The following is a 14,485-nucleotide window of genomic DNA, read 5'->3' as shown; positions in this document are numbered from 1 at the left end:
GGAAGGCCCTCACCTCCCACGCCCTGCGGGCGCGGGCCCCTCCTCTCCCTGAGGGAGAGGGGTAAGAGGCGTTGGAGTTTTTTCTGGAAAGCTCCCAAAAAACTCCAACGGCGCTCCAAGGGCAAATCCGGACAGCTCCGGACAATCCCGGCAACCTTGGCGAATAAAAAAAACATCGTAACCGGTATTAACTGTCCTCAAACCCTCTTCTGCTACGACATAACATCTGACAATGACTGGATAGACCCGACATGGGCGCGCAACTGATCGACCGGACCCCGCTGGCCACTGCCTCTGACCCCAGAGCCCAGCTGGATTTTCGAGAAGCATGCAAAGCCGCCGTGCGGGTGTTTCAACTCAGCGAGAAATACAAGACCGCGCCCTACCCCAATGCATATGCGGTGTGGTTTGCCTATTCGACGAATTCCGATCCGGCACTGGTGGCCGAGATTGACGAGTTGCTGCTGGGGCAGGACACGATTTCGGCCTATGATATCGAATTACTGTTCCAGGCCTATCTGGCTGAGGAGCAGAGCGTTTTTGCCACCCATGACCTCAGCCAGGCGATTGGCGACGAGATCGAGGAAGTGCTGGCCGTGATCGGCACCAGCCTGCAGCAGAACTCCGCCTTTTCCGCCACCCTGACGACGCTGGAGCAGGACCTGCCCAAGGCGGCCACCTCGCCCGAACAGCTCAATTCTCTGGTTTCCGGACTGATCGAGGAAAACCGCCGGATGAGCGCGATGACGCAGGAGCTGAACCAGGGCCTTGCCCGGTCGCAGAACCTGATCACGACGCTGAGCGAGCAGCTGGATGAAGTGCGCACCCAGAGCCTGCGCGACCCGCTGACCTCCATTCCCAACCGCCGCGCCTTCGACAAGACGCTGGAAGAAGCTATCGAACATGCCGCGCGCACGCGCGAGCCGCTGTGCGTGGCAATGGCCGACCTTGATCATTTCAAGGCGCTGAACGACACGTTCGGGCATGAGGCCGGCGATGTGGTGCTGCAGAATTTTGCGCGGCTGATCTCTTCCAGCGCGGATGAGCCGCGGCTGGTGGCCCGGCATGGCGGCGAGGAGTTTGCAATCCTCTTCCCCGGCAGCCAGCTTATGGAAGCCTATAACCGGCTGGTGAACATCAAGCATTTGCTGAGCAAGACCATGCATCAGCTGGAAGGCGCGCCCGCGCCCCTGCCCACCGTGACGGCGTCCTTCGGTGTGGCGAAATACGAGCCGGGAATGTCCGCCCGCGAACTGATGCAGAAAGCCGACAAGTTCCTCTATGAGGCAAAAACCAAAGGCCGCAACCGCGTCTGCGCGCCGGGGATTGCCTGAGACGCAGGGATTTCGTTTCTGAACATTTGAAGTCATTATACCACAAAGTATTTTTTGTGGTATAATGACTTCATGAGGCAGATACCCCTTACCTTGCAGACCTTGTATCAGGATCTGCTTCAGGCTCATCTCGACCGGCCACTGGAAGATCTGGTGGGCACGCCGCATCTGAGGAAAGTGGGCGGAAAATCCTGGTGGTATGCCACTGTGCGTGGTGCCGGCGGCGCTCACAGACAACAGTTCATCGGACCGGATACACCGGACACGGCGGCGCGGATAAGCGCCTGGAAGACAAACGCTCGCGATATGCGCGCCTTTCGTCACCAGGCTTCCGAAAAGGCACGGGCGCTGCGCGCAGCCCGCATGCCGGCCCTGGACGTGCAAACCGGCAAGACATTGCGCGCGCTGGCACAGGCAGGCACTTTTCGTCTTGGCGGTGTGCTGGTGGGTACGCATGCTTTCCGGCTCTATGACCTCGAACTGGGCTTATCTGTATCATCCGGCGCCGCCGCCATAACCGCCGACATTGATGTTGCCGCGTTTGAAAAACTATCACTCGCCATCAATGACCATGCCGAGCCTGAATTGCCGGAAGTTCTTGATGGTCTTGGCCTGAAGCCGGTCGAAGGGCTCAGCCGGGGAAAGCCTGTGCGGTGGCGGCAACCGGGCAGCGATTTTGTAATCGACTTCCTCAGCCCGTCTTTCGGCCAGAGCGAAGGCCCTCAGAAGCTGGAGGCGTTCGGGCTGTGGGCGCAGGGCCTGCATTTTCTGAATTTCCTGCTTCGTGACCCAATCCCGGCTGTCGCGCTCTATCGGGAAGGCGTTCTCGTTCAGATTCCCTTGCCAGAAAGATACGCAGTACACAAACTGATTGTGGCGAGTCGCCGCCGCGGCCCAGGACAGGCAAAGGCAGAGAAAGACCTGTTACAGGCGCGGTTGCTGATTGAAGCGCTCAAAGAGGCCCGGCCGGGCGACGTCTTCGCCGCACTCAGGGAAGCCCGGAAGGAAGGACCAGCCTGGCGGGAGGCCATCGACAACTCCCTCAACCGGGCCCCTGATATTGCGCGGCTGCTGAGGCGCAATTGATACGCCCCATAGAAGCGATACCGGCCCCAACCCGTCTGCAGTCTATTCCGCCTGCTGAACGTTTCCGCCGCGGCTGGCGGTGCGGGAGGAGCCTGAGGCGGCGGCGAAGGCCTGGGCCATGCCGCGATAGAAGGTGATGCGCTGTTCCGCCGCCGGATCAAGCACCACGGCGCGGTTTGCCCCGAAGAGGGCTTCCGGTTTCTTGCCCTCATGGGCAGCCTTCATGATATCTGCCCAGAGCTCTGCCGGGAGGGCGCCGCCAGTAACGCGGCGCATGGGGCTGTCATCATCATTGCCAACCCAGACGCCGCCGACATAGGCCGCCGTGAAGCCGACAAACCAGGCATCGCGGGACTCCTGGCTGGTGCCGGTCTTGCCTGCGACGGTCCAGTTCGGAATACGCGCCCGCCCGCCGGTGCCGAAAGAGGCGGTGATGACGCGCATCATCATGGCGTTCATCTCGGCGGCAAGGTCTTCCGGGTACACTCGTTCCCGCTCGGAGGCGGGATGTTCGAAATAGACCTGGCCGCGCGAATCCGTGACGCGGGCGATCAGGTAAGGCTCCATCCGGTAGCCGCCCGACTGGAACACGCCATAGGCGCGCACGAGTTCCCAGAGGCTGACTTCCTGGCTGCCGAGAGCAATGGAGGGAAAAGGCTTCATCTCGCTGGCGATGCCGAAGCGTTTGGCAAGGGCGGCGACGCGCTCGGGATTGGTTTCGTTGCCAAGCTCTGCGGCCACCGTGTTGGTGGAACGGGCAAGCGCTTCGGACAGCGTCATCGGCCCGTGATATTCGCCGCTATAGTTCACCGGCTGCCATTTGCCGATGGAGATCGGCCGGTCGTTGAACACGTCATAGGGCGAATAGCCGTCTTCCAGCGCGAGGGCATAGACGAAAGGCTTGAAGCTGGAGCCGGGCTGGCGTTTCGACTGGGTGACGCGGTTGAAGGGCGAGGCGGCATAGTCCACCCCGCCGGTGAGGGCGACGACGGCGCCGGTGCGGTCAAGGATCAGGGCGGAGACCTGGCTGGCGGAAACGGCCTTGCCATCCTTGGCCATGCGTTCCGACAGCAGGGTCTGGGTTTTCTGCTGGATCTTGGGATCGATGGTCAACTGGACGACGGCATCCCCCGGCACGCGCGGCAGGAGCGTCTTCAGGCGCTCGGCGGCAATGTCCAGCGCGTAGCCGAGCTGGGGGTCGTAGCGCGGGGCGGGAATGATGTTGATCGGCGCTTCACGGGCAGCGGCGGCTTCCTGGCGGGAGATGTAGCGCTCGCTCTCCATTTCCTTCAGCACGTAGAGCTGGCGGGATTTGGCGCCTTCCAGATTGTCGCGCAGATTGAGCTTGGACGGGGCCTTGGGCAGCGCGGCCAGCAGGGCGGCTTCGTGGATCTGAAGCTCGGCCGGGGGCTTGCCGAAATAGAAGCGGGAGGCGGCGTCGATGCCGTAAAGGCCGGCGCCGAAATAGATGCGGTTGAGATAGAGCGAGAGGATCTCGTCTTTCGACATCTTCTTTTCGAGCTGGCGGGCGAGGGTGATTTCCTGCGCTTTGCGCTGCATCGTCTGGCGGCTGTCGAGAACGAGGTTCTTCACCAGCTGCTGGGTGATGGTGGAGGCGCCCGACACGGTTTCGCCGGCGGCGGCATTGGAGATGGCCGCGCGGGCGATGGCGGCTTCATCGGCGCCGTCATGTTCGTAGAAACGCTTGTCTTCGGCGGCGATGAAGGCCTGAGGGACGTGTTTGGGCAGCTCTGCCACTGTGATAGCCCGGCCATAGCGGGGGCCGCGCACGGCCAGCGTGTTGCCCTGCGCATCGACGAACTCGATGGCGGCCTCGCGTTGGGCCTGCCAGAGTTCGGACACTTCCGGCAGGCGGGGCATGCCCGAATGCAGGCTCTGCCATTTCCACAGACCCCAGGCGCCGCCGCAGAGGGCGATGGCGCCGATCGCGATCAGCAGAATGCGCAGCGGGCTCAGCCGGCGCGGCGAGAGCGCCTGCGCCGGGACGCGGATGACCCTTGGCGTACGGGGCGGTTGATGGCTGTCCGTCATGCGTGAATGGCCCGGCCTGGATGCTGGAGTGTGCCTGAAACCCAGAGCCTAACTGATAGAAGATTACGGCAGGGTGAAGGCATCTGCTGGAACGGAACGGAGAGTACAGGCTGCCAGGTGCCCCAGGGCTAGGGAAAAGTACGGGTTTCGCCTTTCTGCAGGCCGGTGGCAGGGTGCATCTGTGGTATAGGGAGAAGCGGAGGCCGATTCTGGCCTGCGCCGCCCTGCCCCAACTTTCTGCAAAAGGAGCCCGCCGATGCGCCCTTCCCTGCCTCTCCGCCCGGTTACCCTCCTGCTGGCCGCCGGGCTGATGACGATGGCCGCCTGTGAACGCCAGCCTGTCGAGCCGCCGCATGTGCCCTCGCCCGGCGTCGGGCTGGAAATGCCGGGCGAACCCGCCGCGCCGGTTTTCGATGTCGAAGCGCTGGGCATTCCGATGGATGAGGCGTCGATTGCCGATGGCAAGGCGATTGCCGAAACCCATTGCGCGATCTGCCATGGGCTGGACCAGGATGCGAGCCTGCGGGCCGACGCGCCGCCGCTGCGCTATGTGCTGTCGCTCTACTCGCCGGAAAACCTCTCTGAAGACTTCCGGGCAGGCATCCATGTGGGCCATGAAACGATGCCGGACTTCGTGTTCGGAGACCTCGGGATGGATGTGCTGCTGGCCTATCTGGTGAGCATTCAGGAGACCCCGCCCACTGCGGTGGAGTGAGGCGCCCGGCCAGCCCCGGCTAAGCCAGACCGGGGCGCCAGGCATCCTTCAGATGATGCGGCAGGCGGCCGGGGGCGAGCGCGATGATGTCGTAGCGCCAGCCATAGTCTGCGAGCTTTGGGCGCTGGCCCATCCAGGCCTCGGCGGCGCGGGCGATACGCTGCCAGGACTGAACGCTGACGGCGCCGAGGGCATCGTCCCTGCGGGCGCGGGCCTTCACCTCGACAAAAGCGATCAGCCGGCCCTTGCGGGCGACGAGATCAATCTCTCCCACCGGCAGCTTCACCCGTGAGGCCAGGATGGAATAGCCTTTCAGGCGCAGCCAGAGGGCGGCGCGGCGCTCTGCCTGCCGCCCGCGGGCCTCGGCGATCTGGCGCTTAGCCGGCATCTTCCGATTTGATCTGGAGGGCGCGCTGATAGACCTCGCGGCGCGGCAGGCCGAGGGCTTCGGAGACGCTGCTGGCGGCCTCTTTGGTGGGCATGGTTTTCAGGGCGTCGCGCAGGGCGGTGTCGAGATCGGCGGCGGTGGCGGATTTTTCCTCCGGCGGGCCGGCGAGAACGACAATTTCGCCGCGCGGGGGGCCGGCTTCTTCATAATGGCGCGCGAGGCTTTCCAGCGTGCCGCGCCGGGTTTCCTCGAACATCTTGGTGAGTTCACGGGCAACGGCAGCCTGGCGCGCGCCGCCCAGAACGCTGGCAATATCTGCCAGGCTTTCGGCAAGGCGCGGGCCGCTTTCATAGAAGACGAGCGTGGCGGGAACGTGTTTGAGCGAGTCGAGGGCGGCTTTGCGGGCCCCGGATTTGGGCGGCAGGAAACCGGCAAACATGAACCGGTCACTCGGCAGGCCGGAGGCGACGAGCCCCGCCAGCAGGGCCGAAGCGCCGGGCACAGGATGAACCTTGTGGCCCGCTTCCAGCGCGTCATGCACCAGCTTCCAGCCGGGATCGGACACCAGCGGCGTGCCGGCGTCCGAGATCAGCGCGATGCGGCCGCCAGCGGCGAGGCGGGAAAGGATCTGCGGTCTCCGTTCGGCCCCATTATGGTCATGGTACGGGCTGAGACGGGCTTTAATCCCGTAGGCGGACATAAGTTTTGCCGCCACGCGGGTGTCTTCGGCCAGAACCTCATCAGCCGCGGACAGGATGTCCAGCGCGCGCAGGGTGATATCCCGGAGATTGCCGATGGGGGTGGAAACAACATACAGGCCCGGAGAAACGGCAACGGGCTGTTGCCCGGCACCGGCGGCGCTCATAGAGTCGCCCTCGGCTGGAATCGAACTGGCGTCGGAAGGATCGGAAGATGACATTGTTGCCACCCTTACTCAGGAAACTCCGGGCGCCAAGCCTTGTGCTGGCCTCGCTGCTTCTGGCGACAGCCTGCGCCTCGGCGCCGGCGCGCCCGCCGGTCTCCATCGGGACAGGCCAGCCGCGCGTCGATCCGGTGACCGGAGAGCCCGTGCAGCCAAAGCCCGGCGAGACATTTGAGAGCGGCCAGGTGGACGAACCCTATTACCGCGATGATGGCGGCCTGACGCCGGACTTCATGCGCGGCAAGGATGTAAAACGCGCCGCTGTGCTGCTGCCCTTTACCCATCCCAGCGCCAATGTGCGCGCCGAGGCCGAAAGCATGCTGGCGGGGGTTGAACTCGCACTGTTCGAACTGGCCGGGACCGATTTTCTGATCATGCCAATGGACACGGCCGGGCGCGCCTCAACCGCTGAAGCGCGCGCCGATGAAGCCATCAAGGAAGGCGCCGACATCATTCTGGGGCCCCTGTTTGCCGCCAATGTGGGCGGGGTGAAACAGGCGGCCAACCGCAAATCCATTCCCGTGGTCGCCTTCTCCAACGACCCGACAGCCGCCGGTGGCGGGGCATATCTCGCCTCGGTGATGCCGGAAGAGGAAGTGATCCGCGTGATGGGCTATGCCGCCAGCCGGGGCACGCGCACCTTTGTGTATCTCGGGCCCGACACGCCCTATGGCCGGCAGGTGGAGGCAGCGATGCGCGCCGAAGCGGCCAGAAATGGCTGGCGGGTGGCCTCCAGCGCGTTCTATCCGGCCGATTCCGGCGCGGGCGACCAGGCACGCCAGATCGCCAGCGTGGTGAAGGCCGAATATGCCGGCTCCAACCAGCGCGTGGGCGTGATGATCCCCGAGCGGGGCACCCGCCTGCTCGCGGTGGCGCCGCTGCTGCCTTATAATGGCGTGGACCTGAAGCGTGTGCGCCTGATGGGCACGAGCAACTGGGACGAGAGCTCTGTCTGGCGCGAACCGACGCTGGAAGGCGGCATCTTTGCCACGCCTGATCCGGACAATATGACGACCTTCAAAGACACCTATCGCCGGATCTATGGCCGCGCGCCGACCGACCTTGCGGCAGCCGCCTATGACGCCGCCGCGATGGCAGTGAACCTGTCGGCCACCGGGGCGATCCAGCATTCCGGCGTGACCGATCCCAACGGCTTCATGGGGGTGAATGGCCTCTTCCGCTATCGCCTCGACGGGACCGCACAGCGTGGGCTGGCCGTCAAGCAGATCGGCGGCGGGGGCGCCTCTGTTGTGGAGAAAGGTATTACCCAATTCCCGCCGGGTGGTAGCTAATTGGCCTGACTTGCGCCTGACTCCGGCCCTTGCGGGGGGCCGGAGGGCGCCCCAAATGACCCGCACAGGGCGGACCAAAGTTCAGGCAGCGACGAAAACATGAACAAGCGCGACTATTATGAAGTGCTCGGCGTTGACCGCAGCGTCGACGAGAAGGCGCTGAAATCAGCCTATCGCAAGCTGGCGATGAAGTATCACCCCGACCAGAATCCGGGTGATGCCACGGCGGAAGAGAAGTTCAAGGAAGTGGGAGAGGCCTATGCCATGCTCTCCGATCCGCAGAAACGGGCAGCCTATGACCGCTATGGCCATGGCGCCTTCGAGAATGGCGGGATGGGCGGCAACCCGTTTGGCCAGGGCGGCAACCCCGAGGACATCTTCCAGGATCTGTTCAGCCAGGTGTTTGGCGGGGGCTTTGCCTCCAGCCGCCGCCGCAGCGGCCCGCAGCGCGGCGCAGACCTGCGCTATGACCTCGAAATCACGTTGGAAGAAGCCTTCTACGGCAAGGACGAAACTATCCATGTGCCCCAGGCGGTGACCTGCCGCCCGTGCGAGGGCACCGGCGCGGCGCCCGGCACCAAACCGGAAACCTGCGAAACCTGCGGCGGCCATGGCCGCGTGCGCGCCCAGCAGGGCTTTTTCACCATGGAACGCACCTGCCATATCTGTCAGGGGCGCGGCCAGATCATCCGCAAGCCGTGCAAGACCTGTGGCGGCAGCGGCCAGGTGAAGGAAGAACGCAAGCTGCAGGTGAAAATCCCCGCAGGTGTGGAGAGCGGGATGCGCATCCGGCTTTCCGGCGAAGGCGAACCGGGCAGTGCCGGCGGGCCGAAGGGCGACCTCTATATCTTCGTCGAAGTGGTCGAGCATGACATCTTCGAGCGCGACGGGCCCAACCTTTATTGCCGCGCGCCTGTGCCGATGACGACGGCGGCGCTGGGCGGCGAGATCGACATTCCGACCATCGATGGCGGCCGCGCCCGCGTGGCCATCCCAGAAGGCGCGCAGACCGGCCGCAAGCTGCGCCTGCGCGGCAAGGGTATGCCGAGCGTGCGCGCCAATGGGCAGACGGGCGATCTCTATGTCGAGATGTTCGTGGAAACCCCGCAGAACCTGACCAGCCGCCAGAAGGAATTGCTGCGCCAGTTCTGTGACTGTTCCGGCGCGGACTGCCATCCGGAAAGCGAAGGCTTCCTCGGCAAGATCAAACGCTTCTGGGGCGGCGCCGAGGGTGACGAGAAACGCCCGGTTTGAGGGCGGCCTCTCCGACCAGAATGGCATTATCAGTTGACTGATGGATTTGGCGCGCGCCTCAACGGTGGCGCAGGCCGTCCAGGAAGAGGCTGACGGCGTCGTCTACCACCTCGCGGATTTCATCTGCATCCGGAAAATATCCGGGGATCAGCAGGGCACGGTGAGCCAGGGTGCCGCGAACCATTTCGAGGAAGAAGTGGGCGGCGCGGTGGGGGTCGCGCAGTTTGAGTTCGCAGGCTGCTTCCCGGTCTATCAGATAGGCGGCGACGGCGGCGCGCACTTCGCTGAGGCCTTTCTCGTAGAACTGGCGGGAGAGATCCGGAAACTTTGGCGCGAGGCCGAGGATGACGCGGTAGAGACCGATGCCGGTGGGCGTCAGCAGATGGGCCACGAAGTTCTGGCCGATGCGGCGCAGGCCTTCCTCGGCGGGGGCGTGGGCGGAGAGTTCCAGCTGCAGGGCGCCGGAAAGCTCCTTCACGCGGCGGGTGACAACGGCGAGGAACAGCCCCTCCTTGTCTCCGAACTGGGCGTAGAGCGTGGAGAGCGATCCGCCGGCGCGGGCAACGATCTCGGCCATGCTGGCAGCTTCATACCCCTGCTCCAGGAACACATCCCGCGCAGCATCCAGAAACGCCTCACGGCGCTGCGCGGCGCGGCCTGCGCGCCCGGCGGCCACTGTTTCCGAAGATTTTTCCGAAGACGCAGACATAGGTGAACTTTCACGAATTGGTGTAATTGACATTACACATTTTGATGGTGTAATCAAGATTACAGTTTCGGGAAATGATCAGCCCGGCCATCAGAAACAAGTGCAATGCGCCAACAAACCCTCTCCCCGAAGCCCGCCGCTCAGCCGCTTCCTCCCCGTTCTGAGCCCGGGCCTGCCTCCTCCCAACCGTCCCCGCAAAATCCCGCCGGCCCCGCCGGAAGAGCCGATCCGGAAAATGCCAGCGCAGAGGCTGAGCCGGCAGGCTTCGTCGAGCGGCATCGCCGCCCGATCCTGATCGGGCTTGGCCTGCTGCTGGCTCTGATCATCGGGTGGAAAGGGATCGACTGGTGGACCACCGGACGGTTCGGCGTTTCCACTGATAACGCCTATGTGCGCGCCGACATCACGCTGGTGGCCCCCAAGGTGCAGGGCTATGTCGAAGACGTGGCGGTGAGCGACAATCAGGCGGTGAAGGCGGGTGACCTGCTGATCCGGCTGGAAGGGGCTGACGCTGCCGCACGGATGGAAGAGGCGCGCGCCGCCCTGGCCGCCGCAGAGGCTGAAGCTGCCCGCGCCCGGGCGCAACTGGCTTCGCTGAAATCCACCGCGGCGGGCGCTGCAGCCAGCCTCGCTGCGGAAAATGACCGGCTTTCGGAACTGAATGCCGGCGCCGAAGCGGCCAACGCCAATGCCCGCCTTGCCAAGGACGAGCTGGCGCGGGACGAGCAACTGGCAGAGCGCGGTTTCTATCCCAAGGCCGGCCTCGACACGGCCGCCGCCAAGGCGGACGCGGCCAATGCATCGGCCGATCAGGCCGGCGCGGCCATCATATCCCAGAAGAGCCGCATCTCTGTGGCGCGCACATCTCTGGCCCGCGCGCAGGAAGACATTGGCGCCGCCGAAGCCGCCATCGCTAGCGCCGACGCGCAGGTGGCCGCCGCGAAGGCACGGGTGGAAGCTGCCGCGCTTGATAGTGGCCGGTTTGAAATCCGCGCGCCGGTTGACGGGATCGTCACCAACCGGACGGTGGCGCGCGGCCAGTTGGTCAATCCCGGCCAGCAGACGATGGCGATCGTTCCCACACAGAGCGCCTATGTGATTGCCAACTTCAAGGAAACCCAGCTTGGCCGGATGCAACCGGGCCAGCCGGTGGAACTGCATATTGATGCGTATCCGGACATGAAGGTGCATGGGACGGTGGAGTCGCTGGCCCCGGCCTCTGGCGGGCAGTTCAGCCTCATTCCGATGGATACGGCGACCGGCAACTTCACCAAGATTGTGCAGCGGGTGCCGGTGCGGATCGCGATTTCGCAGGAGGCCCTCGCCACCGGCCTGATGCGGCCTGGCCTGTCGGTGGAAGCGACTGTTTCGGTAAAGCCCGCCAAGAGCTGACATGACCGCCGCGACGGCCTCACCCGGTGCAGGCGCTCCCCCCGCCGCCAGCGCGGCGGAGGAGAAGATACCCCTGACGCTGCATATTGGCTTCCTCGCCATGGTGATCGGCATGTTCATGTCGATCCTCGACGTGCAGATCGTGGCAAGTTCCATCCGTCAGATCCAGGCGGGCGTGGCTGCCAGCGGCGAGGAAATCGCCTGGGTGCAGACCGGGTATCTGATTGCCGAGGTGGTGGGCATTCCGCTTTCGGGATTTCTCAACCGGGTGTTCGGGCTGCGCCGCCTGTTCATCCTGTCGGCGGGCGCTTTTACCGTTACCAGCCTGCTCTGCGCGCTTTCCTGGGATCTCGACTCGCTGATCTTCTTCCGTGCCATCCAGGGCTTTGCCGGGGCGGCCATGGTGCCCACCACAATGGCGGCGGCCTTTACCCTGTTCCCTGGCGGACGCTCGATGACGCAGCAGGTGATGATCGGCATGGTGGCCACGCTTGCCCCGTCGATTGGCCCGACACTCGGCGGCTGGGTGACCGAGCATCTGGGCTGGCACTGGCTGTTCCTGATCAATATCGGCCCAGGCATTGCCGCCTGCGTGCTTGTGTATCTGTTCGTACCCAAACAGAAGGGTGACTTCGCCCTGCTGCGCCGGCTGGATGTGCTCGGCTTTGCGGCGATGGCCCTCTTCCTGGGCAGCCTTGAATGGGTGATCGACGAAGGCCCGAGCGCAGGCTGGTTCACCGATCGGGGCATCGTGTATGGGGCGGCCCTCTGCGCGGTGGCGGGCGTGATCTTCTTCTTCCGCTCCTTCACCTATCATACGCCGATTGTGGATCTGATGGTGTTCCGCAACCGGAACTTCTGGTCCGGCGCGATGATTGCCACCATTGTCGGCCTCGGCCTTTACGGGTCGGTCTATATCCTGCCGCTGTTTCTCGGGCAGGTGCGCGGATTTTCGCCGCTGCAGATTGGCCAGATCATGAGCATTTCCGGCATCGCGATGTTCATCGGCGGGCCGCTCTCGGGCGCGCTGACGAAGCGTTACGATCCGCGCCTTGTGGTGGGCATGGGTATCGTGCTGGTGACAGCGGGCCTCTGGGGCAATGCGCAGCTGACCGCGCAATCGGGCTTCAACGAGCTGATGTGGCCACAGGCGCTGCGCGGGATTGGCCTCATCATGACGATGGTGCCGGTGTCCAATCTTGCGCTGGGCACGCTGCCCCCGCCGATGGTGGCGAACGCATCGGGCCTCTTTACCGTGGTGCGCAACCTGGGCGGGGCCTTCGGCATCGCGGCGCTGAACACGATGACCTATCATTTCACGGCGCTGCACGAGCAGGAAATCGCATCCGGCCTCGACCCCGCGCGGCCGGAAGTGCAGGCCTTCCTGCAGCAGGCCGAAACGGCGGGCGCGGCCCATGGCCTGGCGGATCCGGCAGCCTCTGCCTATGCGCAGCTGGTGATGCGGATGAAGATCGAAGCGCTGACCATGACGTTCAACAATCTGTTCATGGCGATGGCGATGGCATTCTGCCTGATGCTTCTGGCGCTGCTTCTGCTGAAGAAGCCCGTGAATGCGCCCGCAGGCCCGGCGCATTGAACTGCAGCAGATTTACTGGACGAGCACCGGCGCCTGGCAGGTGACGCCATGGACGCGGACATCCGCCTCTCCCAGATGCACGCCGAGTGTTGCGAGCAGGTTGAAGATCACCCGGTCCACGGGCTCCAGTACAGGCGTCAGGGTTGCGGCAAGGGCTGCCTGCACCAGCGACGGCGTTGCCAGAGACAGGGGCCCGGCATCAATGCGCACATCCAGCTCGCGCAGGGCAGAGCCGAGAAGCGATGCGGTATAATCGCGGGTGGTGGCTGTCTGGCTGCGGTTGGCGTCGATATCTGCGCGGGAGAAGGAAAGATCCGTAGACCGCTCATTGCCGATGCGAACATCTGCCTTCGCCCGGACATCCAGAAGCAGCGTATCGACAATCCTGGTGAGGGATACGTTCATGGTGCGCCCAATCTGGGCAAACTCGTTGCGCTTGATGTCCCCGATCATGACGCGACCAACTGCAGGCTGGGCCGCGATGGTGACCACGGGCGCTCCGGAGCGGGAGGACTGGCAGGAAACGGCGCGCAGCTGGGCTTCGGCTGAAGCGACCTCGACATAGAGCGGGATGCGCACCTTCGCGCCGGCGAGCAGCGCAGCGCCAGGCAGTTCAAACTCCACCTTGAGACGGGTCTGCGCCGTGGTGACCACGGCATTGGGGCCGGACAGGCGCAGCCAGGGAGAGCTCTTCGGGCGCTCGCCAATGACGAGTTCCACGCTGGTTTTCAGAAGGCCGGGCACTGTGGCGCCCAAATCAAGTGTTGCCTGATGAGCGCCGTTCGAGGCGGTGATCGCCGCAGTGAGCAGCTCCATCACCGGCGCCCGGACGGCAGGCTTGGCACGGGGATCCTCGGGCTTCAGCTTGCCAACGCCGCCAAGATCGATGGCGTCGGCAAGGCGGATGCGTGTTGATAGCGCGCCGGCATCCTGTTCGATCTTGCCAAGCGCGGCGCGGGTCTGAACGTTCAGCGATCCCGTCTGGCGGATGGCCGCCGCAAGCTGGGCAACGCTGATGCGGGTGTCGAGGATATCGTCATAGCTGACACCGGAGAGGCTAAGGTCCGTAGCCAGAACATCCAGCATGCCGAGCAAGGAGATGTCAGCGCCCAGCAGCGCGTTATAGTCCATCACGGTCAGGGTCAGTTCGCTGCCGAGGAGGCTGCCGAGAAGCGCGTTGATGGCGCCGCCTTCGACGCGCGCCAAGCGCGAGCCGACCGAGAAGGCCGCCTCCGAAGACGCATAGGCAACGCCGCTGGTGGTCATCATTGCAGGCTCCCTGACACCGGCCAGGATGAAGAACTCCCCCGATCGGATAATCGTGACCTGCACCGCATTGAGGGGCTCACCCCCGGCCTTGAAACGCATGGCCGGGGGGAGCGTGGCGTCGGCAATGTAGTGGCCTTTGACGACCTCGGCCCACGCGCGGGAGGGGAAGCGCGGGTCGCGGCGCGTGGGCCATTCTTCCTTTTTCAGAAGCTGGACATCGCCCATGCCATTTTCGGTAAGCAGCGTGAGAACATGACTTTCCGCTGAATTCAGGTCTGCCGCCGCTATGATGGCGGCAAGGTCTGTCAGTGATTGCAATTCGCGCCGCTGGAGACTGACACTGCCAAGGTCTACCGCCATTGCCATCATCAGAACGGCCACCGGCGAAATCAGTGCGGACATGATCGCGACATTGCCCTTCTCGTCCCGCGCCTGCTGAAGGCGCGCCGCAAGAAGTGCGCCCAGAGCGGCCATC

12 protein-coding genes are annotated in these 14,485 nt (G+C 64.3%); 7 read left to right on the top strand and 5 right to left on the bottom strand.

Annotated elements, in window-relative coordinates:
- Window positions 1-251 precede the first annotated feature (251 nt).
- Complete coding sequence (locus ACQKI2_RS18065) at window positions 252-1,334, top strand: GGDEF domain-containing protein (protein ID WP_427381015.1); 1,083 nt, start codon at window positions 252-254, stop codon at window positions 1,332-1,334.
- A 72-nt stretch (window positions 1,335-1,406) separates the two neighbouring features.
- The gene (locus ACQKI2_RS18060) at window positions 1,407-2,420 is read left to right on the top strand and encodes a nucleotidyltransferase family protein (protein ID WP_427381014.1); all 1,014 of its coding nucleotides are present in this window, start codon (window positions 1,407-1,409) and stop codon (window positions 2,418-2,420) included.
- Window positions 2,421-2,462: 42 nt separating this feature from the next.
- Here the strand turns inward: ACQKI2_RS18060 and ACQKI2_RS18055 are convergent, their stop codons facing one another.
- Window positions 2,463-4,472 (bottom strand): transglycosylase domain-containing protein, encoded by a 2,010-nt coding sequence (locus tag ACQKI2_RS18055; RefSeq protein WP_427381013.1) that lies wholly within the window; start codon window positions 4,470-4,472, stop codon window positions 2,463-2,465.
- A 256-nt stretch (window positions 4,473-4,728) separates the two neighbouring features.
- On the opposite strand from ACQKI2_RS18055, the gene ACQKI2_RS18050 reads away from it, so the two are divergent.
- A complete protein-coding gene (locus ACQKI2_RS18050; protein WP_427381012.1) occupies window positions 4,729-5,187 on the top strand; it encodes a c-type cytochrome in 459 nt (152 codons plus the stop codon).
- Window positions 5,188-5,206: 19 nt separating this feature from the next.
- Here the strand turns inward: ACQKI2_RS18050 and ACQKI2_RS18045 are convergent, their stop codons facing one another.
- Window positions 5,207-5,575 (bottom strand): YraN family protein, encoded by a 369-nt coding sequence (locus tag ACQKI2_RS18045; RefSeq protein WP_427381011.1) that lies wholly within the window; start codon window positions 5,573-5,575, stop codon window positions 5,207-5,209.
- A complete protein-coding gene (rsmI, locus tag ACQKI2_RS18040) occupies window positions 5,565-6,440 on the bottom strand; it encodes a 16S rRNA (cytidine(1402)-2'-O)-methyltransferase (RefSeq protein WP_427381016.1) in 876 nt (291 codons plus the stop codon). The genes ACQKI2_RS18045 and rsmI overlap by 11 nt, the downstream gene beginning before the upstream one ends.
- Before the next feature lie 47 nt (window positions 6,441-6,487).
- Here rsmI and ACQKI2_RS18035 point away from each other — a divergent pair, with 47 nt between their 5' ends.
- Both ACQKI2_RS18035 and dnaJ read left to right on the top strand, forming a co-directional pair.
- Window positions 6,488-7,789, top strand: a complete 1,302-nt coding sequence (locus ACQKI2_RS18035; protein ID WP_427381010.1) for a penicillin-binding protein activator — start codon at window positions 6,488-6,490, stop codon at window positions 7,787-7,789.
- Between the two features lie 99 nt (window positions 7,790-7,888).
- A complete protein-coding gene (gene dnaJ, locus ACQKI2_RS18030; protein WP_427381009.1) occupies window positions 7,889-9,043 on the top strand; it encodes a molecular chaperone DnaJ in 1,155 nt (384 codons plus the stop codon).
- Between the two features lie 58 nt (window positions 9,044-9,101).
- Here the strand turns inward: dnaJ and ACQKI2_RS18025 are convergent, their stop codons facing one another.
- Window positions 9,102-9,752 (bottom strand): TetR/AcrR family transcriptional regulator, encoded by a 651-nt coding sequence (locus tag ACQKI2_RS18025; RefSeq protein WP_427381008.1) that lies wholly within the window; start codon window positions 9,750-9,752, stop codon window positions 9,102-9,104.
- A 105-nt stretch (window positions 9,753-9,857) separates the two neighbouring features.
- On the opposite strand from ACQKI2_RS18025, the gene ACQKI2_RS18020 reads away from it, so the two are divergent.
- The gene (locus ACQKI2_RS18020) at window positions 9,858-11,144 is read left to right on the top strand and encodes an efflux RND transporter periplasmic adaptor subunit (RefSeq protein ID WP_427381007.1); all 1,287 of its coding nucleotides are present in this window, start codon (window positions 9,858-9,860) and stop codon (window positions 11,142-11,144) included.
- A gap of 1 nt (window position 11,145) precedes the next feature.
- Window positions 11,146-12,741, top strand: a complete 1,596-nt coding sequence (locus tag ACQKI2_RS18015) for a DHA2 family efflux MFS transporter permease subunit (protein ID WP_427381006.1) — start codon at window positions 11,146-11,148, stop codon at window positions 12,739-12,741.
- A 12-nt stretch (window positions 12,742-12,753) separates the two neighbouring features.
- Here ACQKI2_RS18015 and ACQKI2_RS18010 read toward each other — a convergent pair whose 3' ends face one another.
- Window positions 12,754-14,484: a pilus assembly protein TadG-related protein gene (locus ACQKI2_RS18010; protein WP_427381005.1), complete on the bottom strand. Its 1,731-nt coding sequence runs from the start codon at window positions 14,482-14,484 to the stop codon at window positions 12,754-12,756.
- Window position 14,485: the final 1 nt, after the last annotated feature.

Origin of the sequence: Hyphomonas sp. NPDC076881 (genome assembly GCF_050269995.1) — a bacterium.
Lineage (GTDB): Bacteria > Pseudomonadota > Alphaproteobacteria > Caulobacterales > Hyphomonadaceae > Hyphomonas.
The sequence above is the reverse complement of the archived record's forward strand: the minus strand, read 5'-3'. Positions and strand labels throughout refer to the sequence as shown.